The 15,479-nt window shown below is 45.4% G+C and carries 13 protein-coding genes and 1 tRNA gene; 10 read left to right on the forward strand and 4 right to left on the reverse strand.

What is annotated here, in order from left to right:
* Positions 1-694 precede the first annotated feature (694 nt).
* Positions 695-1,417, forward strand: coding sequence for a cohesin domain-containing protein (locus ACRBG0_RS19665; protein ID WP_431488575.1), 723 nt, complete (start codon positions 695-697; stop codon positions 1,415-1,417).
* A gap of 118 nt (positions 1,418-1,535) precedes the next feature.
* On the forward strand, positions 1,536-1,904 hold the full coding sequence (locus ACRBG0_RS19670) for a YraN family protein (RefSeq protein WP_431488562.1): 369 nt from the start codon (positions 1,536-1,538) through the stop codon (positions 1,902-1,904).
* A 10-nt stretch (positions 1,905-1,914) separates the two neighbouring features.
* On the opposite strand, the gene rpoN is transcribed toward ACRBG0_RS19670, so the two are convergent.
* Entirely contained in the window at positions 1,915-3,402 is a 1,488-nt protein-coding gene (rpoN, locus tag ACRBG0_RS19675; RefSeq protein WP_431488563.1) for an RNA polymerase factor sigma-54, read from the reverse strand.
* Between the two features lie 195 nt (positions 3,403-3,597).
* Between rpoN and ACRBG0_RS19680 the strand changes: the two genes are divergently transcribed.
* From ACRBG0_RS19680 to ACRBG0_RS19695, 4 genes are all read left to right on the forward strand, one after another.
* Positions 3,598-5,388, forward strand: coding sequence for an aminopeptidase P family protein (locus ACRBG0_RS19680; RefSeq protein ID WP_431488564.1), 1,791 nt, complete (start codon positions 3,598-3,600; stop codon positions 5,386-5,388).
* Positions 5,345-5,554 (forward strand): hypothetical protein, encoded by a 210-nt coding sequence (locus ACRBG0_RS19685; protein WP_431488565.1) that lies wholly within the window; start codon positions 5,345-5,347, stop codon positions 5,552-5,554. Before ACRBG0_RS19680 ends, ACRBG0_RS19685 begins: the two co-directional genes overlap by 44 nt.
* Before the next feature lie 44 nt (positions 5,555-5,598).
* Positions 5,599-6,033, forward strand: a complete 435-nt coding sequence (locus tag ACRBG0_RS19690; protein ID WP_431488566.1) for a GNAT family N-acetyltransferase — start codon at positions 5,599-5,601, stop codon at positions 6,031-6,033.
* Positions 6,034-6,128: 95 nt separating this feature from the next.
* Positions 6,129-6,992: a porin family protein gene (locus tag ACRBG0_RS19695; RefSeq protein WP_431488567.1), complete on the forward strand. Its 864-nt coding sequence runs from the start codon at positions 6,129-6,131 to the stop codon at positions 6,990-6,992.
* Between the two features lie 76 nt (positions 6,993-7,068).
* On the opposite strand, the gene ACRBG0_RS19700 is transcribed toward ACRBG0_RS19695, so the two are convergent.
* Positions 7,069-7,899 carry a purine-nucleoside phosphorylase gene (locus ACRBG0_RS19700; RefSeq protein ID WP_431488568.1) on the reverse strand — a complete coding sequence of 277 codons (831 nt, stop codon included), beginning with the start codon at positions 7,897-7,899 and terminating at the stop codon, positions 7,069-7,071.
* 669 nt (positions 7,900-8,568) lie between these two features.
* Positions 8,569-8,641 (reverse strand) — tRNA-Thr (locus ACRBG0_RS19705).
* A gap of 113 nt (positions 8,642-8,754) precedes the next feature.
* Here ACRBG0_RS19705 and ACRBG0_RS19710 point away from each other — a divergent pair.
* On the forward strand, positions 8,755-9,579 hold the full coding sequence (locus ACRBG0_RS19710; protein WP_431488569.1) for a hypothetical protein: 825 nt from the start codon (positions 8,755-8,757) through the stop codon (positions 9,577-9,579).
* Between the two features lie 146 nt (positions 9,580-9,725).
* On the forward strand, positions 9,726-10,751 hold the full coding sequence (locus ACRBG0_RS19715; RefSeq protein WP_431488576.1) for a WG repeat-containing protein: 1,026 nt from the start codon (positions 9,726-9,728) through the stop codon (positions 10,749-10,751).
* A gap of 71 nt (positions 10,752-10,822) precedes the next feature.
* Here ACRBG0_RS19715 and ACRBG0_RS19720 read toward each other — a convergent pair whose 3' ends face one another.
* On the reverse strand, positions 10,823-11,401 hold the full coding sequence (locus tag ACRBG0_RS19720; RefSeq protein ID WP_431488570.1) for a DUF2911 domain-containing protein: 579 nt from the start codon (positions 11,399-11,401) through the stop codon (positions 10,823-10,825).
* A 107-nt stretch (positions 11,402-11,508) separates the two neighbouring features.
* Here ACRBG0_RS19720 and ACRBG0_RS19725 point away from each other — a divergent pair, with 107 nt between their 5' ends.
* Together ACRBG0_RS19725 and polA are read left to right on the forward strand one after the other, a co-directional pair.
* Entirely contained in the window at positions 11,509-12,012 is a 504-nt protein-coding gene (locus ACRBG0_RS19725) for a YcxB family protein (RefSeq protein WP_431488571.1), read from the forward strand.
* Positions 12,013-12,417: 405 nt separating this feature from the next.
* On the forward strand, positions 12,418-15,210 hold the full coding sequence (gene polA / locus ACRBG0_RS19730; RefSeq protein ID WP_431488572.1) for a DNA polymerase I: 2,793 nt from the start codon (positions 12,418-12,420) through the stop codon (positions 15,208-15,210).
* The last annotated feature ends 269 nt before the right edge of the window (positions 15,211-15,479 follow it).

Raw genomic sequence — 15,479 nt, forward strand, 5'->3', positions numbered from 1 at the left:
ACCTACTGCTACCAGTGTAGATTTTGATTGCTATGATGCAGGTCAAGCTGCCGAAGTCATCCTTTGGGCTTCTGATAGCCAGGACAATGTATCGACTTGTTTGACGGTAGTAAGCGTACAAGACCCCAACAACCACTGTGTGGGTCAAACCGGCGAAGGCATGATTTCCGGAGGTGTCTTGACGGAAGACGGTAACGAAGTAGAAAACGTGATGATCATGGTTTCCGGAAATGATCCGTCCATGATGTATACCCATATCGATGGTAGCTTCATGTTTGAAGACCTGTCTTTGGGCCAGGATTACAGCGTAATTGCTCAAAATAATGAGAACCTTCTCAATGGTGTTACAACCTTTGATTTGATTCTCATAGGCAAACATATTCTAGGCACGAGCATCTTGAACTCCCCCTACAAACTGATTGCTGCCGATGTAGATCGTTCTGGACATATCTCTACGCTGGATATTATTAAGCTACGGAAGCTTATCTTGAATATCAGTTCGGAGTTGCCAAATAACAATACCTCTTGGCGCTTTATTGATGCTGCCTACGTTTTTGCAGACCCAACGAATCCTTTCATGGGTTACTTCCCGGAACTGCACAACATCAATGATTTGTCTGGCCCGGAGATGCACGCCGATTTTGTAGCCATCAAAGTGGGAGACGTCAATGGCTCTGCCATTCCGAACAGTATGATGGCTGATGGAGATGACCGTTCTAGCAGCAATCCACTGGAACTCTCCATTGGTGCTACCTCGGTCGAAGCCAATGAAACGGTAGATATTCCGTTCAAGGCACGCTACATGAACGAGTGGATGGGCTACCAGTTCACGCTAGAATACGATCCTGGTGCACTCGAAGTGTTGGAAATCATCCCTGGCGACCTGCCCAATCTTTACCCGGAAGAAAACTTCCATTTTTATGATGACCGTGCAGGCTTAATCACTACTGTATGGAACGAATATGGCCAATCTGCAAACAGCAAAGAAATGACCTTATTCACGCTACGTTGTACCGCTAAGCAGGCCGGAAGCATCAAGGAATGGCTCTATCTCAGCTCACGGGTAACCAAGGCAGAAGCTTACACCCAAGATGGAGAAGCAGAAGACATCAACCTATCCTTCTTTACCGAAAGCGGCGCTGCAGAAGTAAGTTCCAACTTCGAACTTTTCCAAAACCGCCCTAACCCGTGGAATAACTCTACCATTATTCCTTTCCAGTTGGATCCTGGTGGAGATGCGCGATTGAGTGTTTACGACATGGCTGGCAAATTGGTTTACGAAGTAGCAGAATACTTTTCAGAAGGCTACCATGAAATCAGTATTCGCCGAAGTGACCTTCCAGCAATCGGCTTGTTTTACTATACCCTTGAAGCGGGTGATCAGCGGGCCACTCGCAAGATGGTCCTGACAGACTAAGACTATTACTCTTCTGCCAAGCAGCGGGCCAGTTTGTCGAAGACAAGCTGGCCCGTATTGTTTTAGCCCTTTGCAAAATAATTTTTCTCCTACCTTCACAAAAGGAGTAAAAAAAATTATGGCTTTACACAATGAACTGGGCAAACTGGGAGAAACCCTCGCCGCCAACTTCCTCCAAGCCAATGGTTACACTATCGTGGAACGTAACTGGCGTGTCAATCGGATAGAAATTGATTTGATTGCTCGTTTGGAAGACACCCTTATTTTTGTAGAAGTAAAAACGCGTAGTAGCGACTATTTTGGTGCCCCCGAAGTGTTTGTCACTAAACGCAAAAAGCGGCTCATGGCCAGTGCAGCCACGGCCTACATGCAAGAAACCGGCCACGAGTGGGCGCTACGGTTTGATGTTATCAGTATTGTAATGGGAAAGGGCGAAGCTCCAGAGCTGAAGCATTTTGAGGATGCCTTTTTTCCAGGCTTACACTAAGGGGTCGGCGCTATAATTCCTTTCTTAATCTAGCGACAGGAACTCCTAGCTGTTCTCTGTATTTAGCCACCGTACGGCGAGCGATATCATAACCTTTTTCGCGAAGTATATCCATCAGTTTCTGATCACTGAGTGGCTTGGTTTTGTTTTCTTCGTCGATAACATCCTTGAGTACATTCTTCACTTCGGTAGTCGATACATCTTCGCCATCGGTGGTACTCAGGCTTTCGGAGAAGAATTCCTTGAGGCGGAAAGTTCCGAATTCCGTTTGTACAAATTTACTGTTGGCTACGCGCGAAATAGTAGAAATATCGAGGCCCGTGATTTCCGCAATGTCTTTTAATATCATTGGGCGGAGACGCTTTTTATCACCAGTCAGAAAGAAATCATACTGGTACTGCATAATCGTGTACATGGTGTTGTACATCGTTTGCTGGCGCTGTACGATAGCATCGATGAACCATTTTGCAGAATCAATTTTTTGCTTGATAAAAACAACAGCTTCTTTTTGTTCTCGGTTGCTCGTGCCTTTTCGCCGGTTATTGCGATAAGAGCGCAACATATCCCGATACTGATCACTAACACGGAGGTCCGGTGCATTACGGCTATTAAGCTCCAATTCTAGTTCTCCATCGCGGGTGTAGATGAAAAAATCTGGCGTAACATACTGGGCCGAACGCTGATTGGCCGTACTGTAACCACTAGCGGGTTTGGGGTTCAGTTTTAGAATTTCGCCGATAGCATTCCTAAGTTGATCTTGACTAATATCCAGCTGTTTTTGCAGTTTTTCGTAATGCTTTTTGGTAAAAGCATCAAAGTATTTCCGGATGATTAGCTTGGCCCGTTTCAGATTAATCAGGTCTTCATCATCGAGATCAAAATCGTCTTCGAGTTTTAGCTCTAGCTGTAACAACAGGCACTCTTGCAAATCTTGCGCACCTATACCAGGGGGCTCAAAACGTTGGATTTTTTGCAGCATACTTTTCACGGTAGCCTCATCGGTAAAGATATTCTGAGAGAACATCAGATCATCTAAAATCGCAACAGGGCTTCTTCTCAAGTAGCCATCCTCATCAATACTGCCAATAATTTGCAAAGCAATCGTTTCTTCCTGCTCATTATTGAGGCGCAATAAACCTAGCTGTTCCTCCAGGTGATCATGAAAACTTTGATGTACCGCAATGGGTATCGTCTTGTCTTCCTCATCGGAGTTGTAATTATTGGAAGACAATTTATAGGAAGAGGGGTCATCATCAATATAATCCTGAAGGTATTCGTCAAGCTCAAAATTATCATCGGTGGCTTCGTCTCTATTTTCTTGTTCTTCCACCAAACGATCTTCCCTTTCCAAACCTTCTTCCAAAGCTGGGTTAGCCTCCAACTCTTCCTTGATGCGTTGCTCCAAATTAATGGTTGGCACCTGCAGCAGCTTCATCAACTGAATCTGCTGTGGCGACAGCTTTTGGAGCATTTTCTGACTTATCGTCTGCTTGAGCATGACGTTTTTCTACTTGGGTATGGTTATTAAGGAAAGCGTAATTTACACTTGTTTACGTCTGTGCGCAAATTTTGTTTACAAAATGGAACGATTTTTGTTAAGGCTTTCGACCAATGTCTATATCTACACTTAATTTATACTCCTTGTGCTAAAAGTTCCCTACTTTTAAGGCCGACACTTAAGCATAACTACGCAATGAATATTCCTTCTCGCATCGAGCATTTGCGGGCCGCAATGGCTCAGCATAACATTACCGCCTACTTGGTACCAAGTAGTGATCCACACCAAAGTGAATATGTCGCACCACGCTGGCAGACACGCACCTGGTTATCAGGGTTTACAGGCTCGGCGGGCACCTTAATTGTTACAAATGAGGATGCTGGGCTATGGACAGATTCCCGTTATTTTCTTCAGGGAGAAGAACAACTTGCTGGTAGTGGTATTAGCCTGGAACGCCAGCAAGTACCCCATGCTCCTGAACACGTGGACTGGCTAGCAGACAATCTTGCTGCGGGTCAGCAACTCGGCTTTGACGGACGGGTAGTATCTCTGAGTCAGGCTCGTTTACTAGAGCGCAAGCTGAGCCCTAAAGGGGTTAAGCTCAACGCCAAATATGACTTAACCACCAATTTCTGGAAAGATCGCCCAGCTATTCCACGTAGTGATGTTTTTGCTTTCGATATCGCTTATGCCGGAGAAAGCAGGGCAGATAAGCTCGCCAATATTCGGGAATGGCTGAACAAAACAGGAGTAGATGCGGTACTTTTGGTTGCACTCGATGAAATTGCCTGGACCCTTAATATTCGGGCCGCAGATGTTGACTTCAACCCGGTTTGCCTGAGCTACCTTTTGGTAACCAAAGAACAAGCCAATTGGTTTGTAGGAAAAGATCGGATTGACCCAACACTAAGTGCCGCCTTAAAACAAGACGGTGTTGAAATAGATGACTATTCCCAGGTGGAACTTGCGCTGCAAAACTTCCCTGCTTCCCAGCAATTGGCAGTAGATCCAGCTACCTTAAGTTACCGTTTTTATGAGTTACTGGCGGGCAAAGACCTCAAGGAAGTGGGAAGCCCGGTGGTCATGATGAAAACCATCAAAAACGAAACAGAGATCAAGCATTTTCGCAATGTGATGTGCAAAGATGGTGTCGCATTATTGCGATTGTTTCGGTGGCTAGAGGATACTTTAAAAACCACAACGGTCACCGAGGTGGAGATCAGTGAACGCTTGGCTGCCTTCCGAGGTCAGCAGAATCTTTACAAAGGCGAAAGCTTCCCCGCCATCGTTGGATACAACGGCAACGGTGCGATTATCCACTACCATGCGGAACCAGAAAACTGCGCCACTTTAAATGCTTCCGGCATTTTGCTGCTCGATAGCGGCGGCCAGTACCTCGACGGCACGACCGACATCACTCGCACCGTATCGCTAGGTGATACAACCATGGAACAACGACAGCACTTTACGCTCGTCCTCAAAGGCATGATAGCCCTGAGTAAGGCTCGTTTTCCCAAAGGTACTGGAGGCGCACAGCTCGACACCCTGGCTCGTCAATTTCTTTGGCAGGAAGGGCTCAATTTTGGACACGGTACTGGTCATGGCGTTGGTTTTTTCCTCAATGTCCATGAAGGGCCGCAGGGGTTTGCTACCAGTGCGGTTACCAGCCGCGGCCGGACTGCTTTACAACCAGGTATGGTGACCAGTAACGAACCTGGATTCTACCGCACAGACCACTACGGCATTCGCATTGAAAACCTCATCCTGTGCGTAGAAGATCGTTCTACGGATTATGGAGATTTTCTTCGATTTGAAACCTTGACGCTATTCCCTATTGATCGTCGTTTACTACAACTAGACATGCTTTCGGAAGAGGAGCGCCAGTGGCTCAATGATTACCACCAACAAGTGATGGCAGGTATATTGCCCCTCTTAAAAGAGGATGAAGAAAGAGTTTGGCTACGCCAGCATTGTCAACCGGTATAACTATACCCAATCATGCATCGATTCTTTTTTTCATACTTTTCAACGTCATGGTATTCTTCCAGATCATGTTGAAGTGCAATATTATGAAGGAGGGCACATGATGTACACCCAGCACGATGAATTAAAACAGCTAGCAGCAGATATCCGTACTTTTCTTACACGTTGATTAGCTCAATAAATTCTACCTTTGCGTATAACTACACAAACACCATGGCTAATCCTATTATTAAAACATCAGATGTTGCTACCGCAGTAGCAATATCCAAGTGTATTCCTGAATTTATTGGCCCTCCAGGCAAAGAAGAATATAAAAAGCGACTAAAAGATGTTCCACATCTTATTCTTGTAGCTTTTGATGGCACTCGTCCTGTAGGCTTCAAAGTCGGCTATGAACGCAATGGTTCTTTTTATTCTTGGATGGGAGGCGTTTTACCCAGCTATCGACGTCGAAATATTGCTCGCCGGTTGGCTGAAAAGCAAGAAAAATGGGCAACAGAGCAAGGTTATAGAAATGTGACCTTCAAGACCAGAAACCAGCATAAGAATATGCTCTTATTTGCATTGAAACGTGGGTTTAATATTATCGGATTTAAAGAAAAAGGAGATGTGTCTACCAACCGTATCCTCCTACAGAAGGTTCTCTAGTTACGAATAGCTGCAAGTGATGTATCTTGCGCCTCGTTTAAAAAACTCAGTTGAACTGGCTATACTAAATAGTCAGCAAACCAAATACCATTGTTATGAGATCAATTTTCCTTGGTTTAGCTATCCTGCTTTTTACCAGTGTAACATTTGCTCAGGGAGAGTTTTCAGGCGGCTTCAAGGCTGGTCTGAACTTTAATAATATTGACGGTCCCGCAGAAACCGACGATGAGGTCTTCGAGTCCAATACCGGTTTCCACATCGGTGCTTCCTTTGTGTATTCATTTACCGATCTGTTTGGGGTAAAAGGGGAATTGATGTATAGTCAGAAAGGAACTCAATACACTTATGACGGGCCATCGTATTTCACGTTTTACACCACTAATACTGGCACGCCTATTTTCGCAACAGGTAACCGGCGCAGTGATATCAGCATTTCCAATTCTTATATTGACATACCGGTGTTGCTCTATTACAAGATTGGCCGTCTGGAATTTGAAGCAGGTGTTAATGCCGGTTTTTTAATTGGCAGTAGCGGTAGCGGGGGAATCACTTTTTCCGGCGCCACCCAGGCAGGTAGCCCTGTAGCTGAATTCACAACAGGTGTTGATTACGGCTATTTCAGCAATGAAAAAGGAGTGGATGCTATTCAAGGGTCTACAACGATTACCTTGAATACCCTACAAACCTTCTTGCCGGGCTCTACCGACGCTTACTACGAAGCAGCAGATAGTGATGATAATAAGTTCAAGTCCGTTGATTTTGGCCTGAATGCTGGTTTAGCCTTTTTCCTAAACAAGGGTCTTTATGTTGGTGTTCGTGCCAATTATGGTCTATCGGACATCACCAATGAAGGGCAGGATGTTTCGCCGGTAAGCCTAGCCCTCGGCAACCGCTATCAAACGCGGGACGACGTGGATAAGAACATCTCTATACAGACATCTGTAGGGTTTAGATTTTAATCAACAATACGACTTGGTGGTCTGTTGCAACGAGGCTATCTCTTTTGAAGAGGTAGCCTCGTTGCATTTCTACAATCTACCATTTAACAATCAGTTCTTTAACCAGCGCTTGCAAGCGAGGCGAGGTTTCTCCAACTTTCGCGATGACATCCTCTACACTCGTCTCCTTAATATCTTCGAGCGGGTAGCATTTATTTGAAACTACCGAAACCACAAAGATGGGAAGCTCCATGTGTTTAGCCACCAACACCTCTGGCACGGTGGACATCCCTACGAGATCGGCGCCAATACGGTGAAAAAACTGATACTCGGCAGGCGTTTCCAGGTTAGGGCCTTGTAGCCCCAGATAGATACCTTCGTGGGCAGGAATACCCATTTTTCTGGCCATCTGTAGTGCTTGGGTGTTTAACTGACGGTCATAGGTGCCCAACATATCCGGGAATCGAGGGCCCAAGCGTTCGTCATTGTGACCTCGCAGGGGGTTATCTGCCATGAAATTAATATGGTCGCGGACAAAGACAATATCCCCGGCCTCAATAGCAGGATTGACGCTGCCGGAAGCATTGGAAATAATCAAGCGTTCGATCCCCAAGAACTTCATAACCCTTACAGGAAAAGTGACTTGCTCCATGCTGTAGCCTTCGTAGTAGTGAAACCTTCCGGCCATCGCGACAATGGGAATCCCGGCAAGCTTGCCAAAAATAAGTTTACCTCGATGGCTCTGTACAGTTGAAACAGGAAAGTGAGGAATGTCTCCATAGGCAATTTCGGTTGCCTCCGTTATTTCGTCAGCCAAGCCGCTAAGGCCTGTACCTAAAATGAGTCCGAAACGGGGACTAAGATCACTTTGGCTCTTGAGGTAATTGACCGCATCCTGAATGGTATCGTATAAATGAGGTGAGGGCATGTTTCTTTTGAATTATTGGTTCTATGACAACTTTTATCTTAACCCAAAGTAAAAAATAGTAGAGGATGCAGCTGCCTTTCAAGGCATTAATTTAACCTTATCTTTTTTCAAGTGCCCAAACAGAACTTGTCTTAGAAGTCAACACACCCATATTGGCAAGTCTACATATCAACGAAAAGTACACTCATCCCAGTAGGAGCAACTGCTACTTTACCGTTAAGTAACAAGTCTTCTCATCGGAGCCATCCATCGGACTTCCCGATTAAGAAAAACTAAGGTCGTGCCTCCCTTGGGAACAGCACGAAAATAAAATGAGATTTTGGTTTTCATAATAGTAAGAGCTTGTTTGGTACTTGCTATGGCTGAAAACCAACGCTTTATGAACCTGACTTCGCATCAAAATGCTCATTTAGCCCGCTAAACTCACATTTTGATTACTCGCCAGAACCATAAGTCGTTGATTTTCAAATCAAATCCATACCAAACAAGCTCTAAGCCAAGCGGTTCATTTAAAGCGGGTTTACTATTTGAAAACCTTGAAGAAAATCGCATTTTATTTTCTGCGCAATATGTGGTCTCTATAAAACAGGATAAATTTCTGCGTCCGATGGAAAGATTCCCTATACAAAAAAAGACCTGATACCGCTAGGTAACAAGTCTTTTGAAGAGAGCCATCCATCGGACTTGAACCGACGACCTACGCATTACGAATGCGTTGCTCTACCAGCTGAGCTAGGATGGCACTAAAGTGGCGCAAATATAAAATCTTTTTTCATAGAAAAAACACCTAATGCTGTCGAAAAAAACCATCGATAAAGGATTATTTTTTTGGCACACCCCTCAAATCGCTTAAATTTGGAGACAAACGAAACCCAACCAACTTTGACCTATCGAACGATTATTAGTCAGCTGTTTATTACGCTAGGAAGCCTGCGCGCTGCCGTAGAGCTAATTCGAGAACGAGAACTTTGGCAAGGCATCAATCGCTATAGCTGGGTATTCAAAGCCCTTGTGGTCGTGGCTATCATAGTTGGGCTGTCCTTTTTGACGGAAGTTGGCAGTTGGGTTGGTCGTCTCTTTGTCGGAGACACCGACATCAATGCTTTTGCTGCCATGGGCACAATGATCAGCAACGTGGTTACGGAAGGTTATGAATCTTTCACTTCTGGCTTACTAAAATACGTCATCCTTGTGCTTTCTGAAGTAGTGGTTTTCCACTTTATGCAACGTGCATTAGAAGAAATCCAAGGGCATCCTATCCGTACCGATTTCCAAGCTTTTTTTACCGCACAGGTGCGAATGATCAAAGTGGCCATCCGAGCCTGGATCATGGAGGTAATTGTTTCTGCTTTGGTAAGTGTATTTTTTGGAATCTTTGGCTTCCTGGATTGGCTAGAAAGCCCCATCCTGTTTTTAATTCAGTGCTATTTCTTTGGCCTGGTGATCCTTGACAACTACAACGAGCAATTTGGCATGACTATCAAAGAAAGCATGGCCTTTAGCAAATCCTACATGGGCGTATCGCTAGCACTGGGTTTTGTTTTGTATTTGTTGATGTTGATACCACTAATAGGTGTACTATGTGGTACAATCCTGGTATCGGTAACAGGAGCAATCGTAATGAGTAAAATTGCGAAACTAGAAATAACATCTCCTACTGCGGAGATAAGCGCTGATTAAAAATTGATAGCGGGCACATATACGCAAGATTAAAACCAATAAAAATGAGAGGTTCGTTTTCTGTACTATTCTGTGTGCTCTTTTTGTCAATCAGTCATGGTCAACCTCTTTATCCATTTAACAATGAAGCATTAAAGTATGGATTGATGGATAGCCTCGGGAATGTGAAAATCAAAGCACAATTTGACAATGTCTCTTTCTCTTCAAAATGCGGCCTCTATGTTGTTGAAATAAATGATAAGTTTGGTGTAATTAATGCTCAAGGAAATTTCATAATTCAACCTAAATACCAAGCGCAGATACGTTTTGATAATAGTTGCGAATTGGCAATCGTCAAAAGGAATTTCAAGTGGGGATTTATTGACCTACAAGGGAACGAGGTGATACCGCCTCAATACGATTATGCGCAAACGTTTGATGAATCAGGTTTAGCTCCTGTTAAACATCATCAAAAATGGAGCTATATCGATAAAAAAGGGGAAGAGGTCATCGCAGGGCCTTTTGATAGTGCTCAGGGTTTCGATGAAATGAATCTAGCAGCAGTAAAAACCAATGGACATTGGGGGTTCATTAACCGACAGGGAGATTTCGTAATTCAGCCTAAATTTCAAGACACTGGAGGGTTCTGGGAAGGAGGGCTTGCCTCGGTAAAGCAGGGTGGCAAATGGGGGTTCATTGATGAAAAAGGGAGTATTGTAATCGATTTTAAATATGATGACATAGGTCTTTATTTCACCAATAACCTGACACCTGTCGCAATTGGTGAAAATTATTTTTTCATCAACGAGAAAGGAGAAACAAAAATACCAGGGCCCTTTTCAGACGCCAAAGAATTTGACGACTACTGGGGGAGGACTGATGGGGTAAAGGACATTGCAGTCATAGTTATGAATGACAAGTTTGGAGTCATTGACACTACAGGCAAAATCATTATCGAGCCTTTATACGATAATATAAATATTTTTGACAGTGAAACGATCCGAGTTTCCGTAAATGGGAAAAACGGGGTGATTGGAAGAGATGGAAACTTTATCATTGATCCCATCTTCTTCAGCATCTACGGCTTTGATGAGAATGGAATAGCAACCGTCATTTACGACAATGGTGATAGAGTTGGAGCTGTAAATAGAAAGGGTGAATTTCTAGGATTCAGAAGGCAGGATGTAGATTGATGCCCAAAAAACAGGGACATCAATAAGCATTGACATCCCTGTTGACTACTTTAGCTTCTAGCGAAGAATAACTAAAACTTGATCGGCACGCGAACAACAGTATTATCCCAGCCAATCACCATATTCGCACCGTCTTCAGCTTCTTCGAAGACAATACCCATTGTTTCAATGGTGTTTTTTACGACCGTTGTAGGCACCGTAATTTCCGCCACACTGCTTTCTTCAGGCTTGAACACGTACTGCCCCCAGCCATCAAGATCGAGGCTAAAGTAGACGGTCCATTCTTTTTCGTTAACCATTGCGTAGATCGTATAGCGCCCTGCACGAACAGGCTGATCGCCTATCATAACATCGCGCATGAAAGTAATTTCGGTAGACTCATTAGCCCCAATACGCCACATTTCGCCATATTTGATCAGTTCGCCAAATACAACCCGATCCTTCTTTTGCGGGCGAGAATAGATGACACGCATGATGGGTTCACCCGCCAGCTTCTCTTCCGGGGTTTTAGCAAAATTGCGGAAAGCAGCCCGCTGAGGATAATAAGACATATCCATTGAGCTTTTGTCTGCATCAGGAAACTCCTGCGCCGTAAGGCTTGGAGCGATTCCCATCAGCATAATTAACAGCAAGGGTGCAAAATTCTTCATAAGTTAACTTAGTTTTGTGATGGTAGGAGTTTTTAACCAATACTAGTACAACGTATAAAGTAGGAAAGTGGTTAAAAGCTTGCTCAGAATTTAAAAGTATACCAATCATGAAGATCCACCTCAAGTACGAGCATACACCAGAACTGGCTTACGATTTCGCCAACCACTATTGGAAATCCAAGCGCCTATTGAAGCTCATTTTTGCGGCAATCGTGGTGGTGCTATTGGTGCAACTCATAATCACTTTTGTAAAAGACGGAGGCGGAGAAGAAGCATTAAAGATATTGATGCCCATCGGCATGATACTCGTCATATGGCTTTGGTTGATCCCTGCCAGCCTGAAAAAACAAATTCAACGCGCTGATAAACAAAGTAAGCTTGGTACCGCTCGCGAAATGATTTTCGACGAAGAGGAAATCCTCATAAAGACCGCCAATTCAGAATCGACCTTTTCCTACCAAGGTCTTCTGCATTATGGTGCCTCTGAACAATCTTACTTTCTTTACATTGGTACAAACCAGGCGATGACGATTCCTAAATCAGCATTTAGCGCTGGTGAGGAAGAAGCGTTTCGTGAATTGTTGCTACGCAAGGAGATTCCATTTTTGTAATGCCCATATGGCAGTGTAACTGCATGAATGTATTTATACGAACGGTGTCGTTTTTTTTGCAGAAAAAGCACATACTCCCAACCGTATGATCGCACTGGTACGATTGGCGCAAAAACAGCGTGAATCTCGCTATTTCTTCGCCCAATCAACAACTACAACTTGGCAGGTTTTCGCAACTTCCAGGTACCCCTCAGCCAGGGGTGGGAGCCAGCCCGACCACAGGGAAGGGAGACCCCGCCACAAGCGGGGGCCGAACGAACAGTGAGTGGCGGACGACCCGACCCAACCGCAGGGCGGGTGGCTGCCTAAATACATAAACAGACAAGGTTTGCCTTAAAGCACTATGAGATCGGTTACTTTTCGCGGCATTTCTCCTATCTTTACCCATTCACAATTCAAGCTTACATGTCTGACAAACGTCTGTTTCTTCTTGATGGTCACGCCTTGGTTTACCGTGCTCACTTTGCATTTATCAACCGGCCACTGATCAACTCCAAGGGTTTTAACACCTCCGCTATTACTGGTTTTACCCGTACGCTGTGGGATTTGATGAAGAACCAGAAGCCGACACACCTGGCAGTAGCTTTTGACCCCTCAGGGCCTACGTTTAGGCACGAAATGATGGAAAGTTACAAGGCCAACAGGGAAGAGCAGCCCGATGATATTCGAGCTTCGTTTCCTTATATTCATCAGATATTACAGGCGTTCAAAATTCCGATTATCGTTGTTGATAATTACGAAGCAGATGATGTGATTGGCACCCTGGCCAAACAAGCGGAAAAAGAAGGCTACAAGGTGTATATGGTGACCCCTGACAAGGATTATGGCCAGCTGGTGTCCGAAAATATTTTCATGTACAAACCCTCGCGGCAAGGTAACGGTATTGATATTTTGGGCGTACCGGAAATTTGCGAGAAGTGGGACATCGAAAACGTAGACCAAGTGATAGACATGCTCGGGATGCAGGGCGATGCGGTGGATAATATTCCGGGGATTCCGGGAATAGGCCCCAAAACAGCGGCAAAACTCCTGAAGGTTTATGGCTCCTTGGAAAACCTGCTGGAAAATACCGACCAGCTAAAAGGAAAGCAAAAAGAAAAAGTAGAAGACAATCGTGAGTTGGCCATACTCAGTAAAGAACTTGCTCGCATCAAGCTGGATGTACCCATCAGTTTTAATGCAGATAATTATATCATTGAACCCTTTGACCGGGAGTGGTTGTCGGAGATTTTCAAAGAATTAGAATTCAGAGGACTGGCGAATAGTATTCTTGGGCAAGAAGAGGAAAAACCCCTGGCTGCAGGGCAACAGGGTAGTCTTTTTGACACCGTAGCTACCGTCAGCCCCGATACTGGCCTCTCTCAGCATGATATCGCCACCAATAATATCTCGAGCACGGAGCATAATTACCATTTGGTGGCTTCGGTAAAAGAACAGGAAGAACTGTTGGCCAAGCTGCTCAAGGCAGACACCGTATGTTTTGACACAGAAACAACCAGTGTAAACGCCAACGAAGCTGAGCTGGTAGGTATGTCTTTTGCCATAGAAGTAGGCACCGCCTGGTATGTACCTGTGCCAGAAGATCAAGCTGCGGCGCAGGAAATTGTAGAACGTTTCCGACCTTTGTTTGAAGCAGAAAACATCGCTAAAATCGGGCAAAACCTCAAGTACGACATGCTCGTTCTTCGCTGGTACAAGGTGGAAGTAAAAGGTGCGCTGCTAGATACCATGGTGATGCACTACCTGCTGGAACCCGAGCGCCGCCATAACATGGACTACCTGGCAGAAACCATACTGCAATACAAGACGGTTTCGATCACGGAGTTGATTGGGAAGAAAGGGAAGAACCAGAAAACCATGCGTAGCGTGCCTGTGGAACAGGTGGTAGACTATGCTTGTGAAGATGCAGACATTACGCTACAGCTTCACCAAGAGCTGGCTCCTCAGCTGGCCGAAGAAACCAAGATCGAAGAACTTTACCACAAGATCGAAGGCCCACTGGTGCGGACGCTGGCCGAAATAGAGTTTGAAGGTATAAAAGTGGATGCTGACTTCCTGGGGGCCTATTCTCAGGAATTGGTGAGTGAAATTGTGGCACTGGAAGAAGAGGTGAAAAAAGAGGCTGGCGTGCCGTTCAACCTAGCATCGCCAAAGCAGGTAGGCCAAGTGCTTTTTGAACACATGAAAATCCCCTACCGCTGGAAGAAAACCAAGTCTGGGCAGCACTCTACCGATGAAGAGAAGATGAGTGAAATAGCGGAAAACTACCCGATTGCAGCAAAAATATTGCGGCATCGTGGCTTGACCAAGTTGCGCTCTACCTACCTGGATGCGTTGCCCAAATTGATCAACTCGAAAACGGGTCGTATTCACAGCTCGTTTAACCAGACGGTAGCCGCGACGGGGCGCTTGAGTTCGAAAGACCCCAATTTACAAAACATCCCTATCCGTACAGAAGAGGGCCGAAAAGTCCGGAAAGCATTTGTGCCTCGTGATGCCGATCATATTCTGTTAGCGGCGGATTATAGCCAGATAGAACTGCGGCTGATTGCCGAAATCAGTGGCGACGAAGCCATGCTGGATGCTTTCCAAACCGGGCGTGACATTCACCGTGCTACTGCTGCTCGCGTTTTCGACACCCCTTACGACGAGGTAGATCGCGACCAGCGCGGGAAAGCCAAAACGGTCAATTTTGCGATCATTTACGGTGCAGGGTCACAAAACCTGAGCCAACAATTGGGCATCAGCCGTGGCGAAGCAAAGGAGTTGATCGCTACCTATTTTGACCGTTACCCCGGCCTGAAGCGCTACATGGAGGATACGGTGAAATTTGCCCGTGAGCATGGTTTCGTCAACACCCTTTTGGGGCGTCGCCGCCAACTGCGGGACATCAACAGCAAAAGCTCCCTCGCGCGGAGCAACGCGGAGCGGATGGCCATCAACACGCCTATCCAGGGTACAGCAGCCGATATGATCAAGCTGGCTATGCTGAACGTACAAGCGGCCTTGAAAGCACAAGGGTTTGAATCAAAAATGATCCTCCAGGTACACGATGAACTCGTATTTGACGTACGCCGTGATGAGCTGGAACGCATCAAACCCGTCATTGAAGAAAACATGAGGAACGCGTTGCCCGATTTGAAGGTGCCGATCCTGGTAGAGATTGGTACGGGAGAGAATTGGTTGGAGGCGCATTAGTGTTCGTTCCGATACCTCGGAACTCACGGTGGTGCTCCTTCCGATGGGTCGGAAGGAGCGGTGGTACCAACTACGTTGGTGGGTAGCGCGGCTAAGGCCGACGGCCTAGCTATGTGCAGGTCGACGTTAGGAGGCTTGACATCATAGCCTTTGTTGGGCGAATTTGTTGTTGAGACCGTTGCAAAAAGTGTGTCAGCAAGTTAATCCTTAACTTTCGCAACCACACTGATTGATTATGGAAAACAATGATTTTGATTTTGAAGGTTTTC

The sequence above is a fragment of the Lewinella sp. genome, from assembly GCF_050633125.1.
GTDB lineage: Bacteria > Bacteroidota > Bacteroidia > Chitinophagales > Saprospiraceae > Lewinella.

Bases quoted from the DNA above. Each gene is read 5' to 3' on its own strand.
- ACRBG0_RS19685 (WP_431488565.1), top strand. From the start codon at position 5,345: ATGAAGAAAGAGTTTGGCTACGCCAGCATTGTCAACCGGTATAACTAT.
- ACRBG0_RS19700 (WP_431488568.1), bottom strand. From the start codon at position 7,899: ATGCCCTCACCTCATTTATACGATACCATTCAGGATGCGGTCAATTAC.
- polA (WP_431488572.1), top strand. From the start codon at position 12,418: ATGTCTGACAAACGTCTGTTTCTTCTTGATGGTCACGCCTTGGTTTAC.
- ACRBG0_RS19715 (WP_431488576.1), top strand. From the start codon at position 9,726: ATGGATAGCCTCGGGAATGTGAAAATCAAAGCACAATTTGACAATGTC.
- rpoN (WP_431488563.1), bottom strand. From the start codon at position 3,402: ATGCTCAAGCAGACGATAAGTCAGAAAATGCTCCAAAAGCTGTCGCCA.
- ACRBG0_RS19680 (WP_431488564.1), top strand. From the start codon at position 3,598: ATGAATATTCCTTCTCGCATCGAGCATTTGCGGGCCGCAATGGCTCAG.
- ACRBG0_RS19670 (WP_431488562.1), top strand. From the start codon at position 1,536: ATGGCTTTACACAATGAACTGGGCAAACTGGGAGAAACCCTCGCCGCC.
- ACRBG0_RS19665 (WP_431488575.1), top strand. From the start codon at position 695: ATGGCTGATGGAGATGACCGTTCTAGCAGCAATCCACTGGAACTCTCC.
- ACRBG0_RS19695 (WP_431488567.1), top strand. From the start codon at position 6,129: ATGAGATCAATTTTCCTTGGTTTAGCTATCCTGCTTTTTACCAGTGTA.
- ACRBG0_RS19725 (WP_431488571.1), top strand. From the start codon at position 11,509: ATGAAGATCCACCTCAAGTACGAGCATACACCAGAACTGGCTTACGAT.
- ACRBG0_RS19720 (WP_431488570.1), bottom strand. From the start codon at position 11,401: ATGAAGAATTTTGCACCCTTGCTGTTAATTATGCTGATGGGAATCGCT.
- ACRBG0_RS19690 (WP_431488566.1), top strand. From the start codon at position 5,599: ATGGCTAATCCTATTATTAAAACATCAGATGTTGCTACCGCAGTAGCA.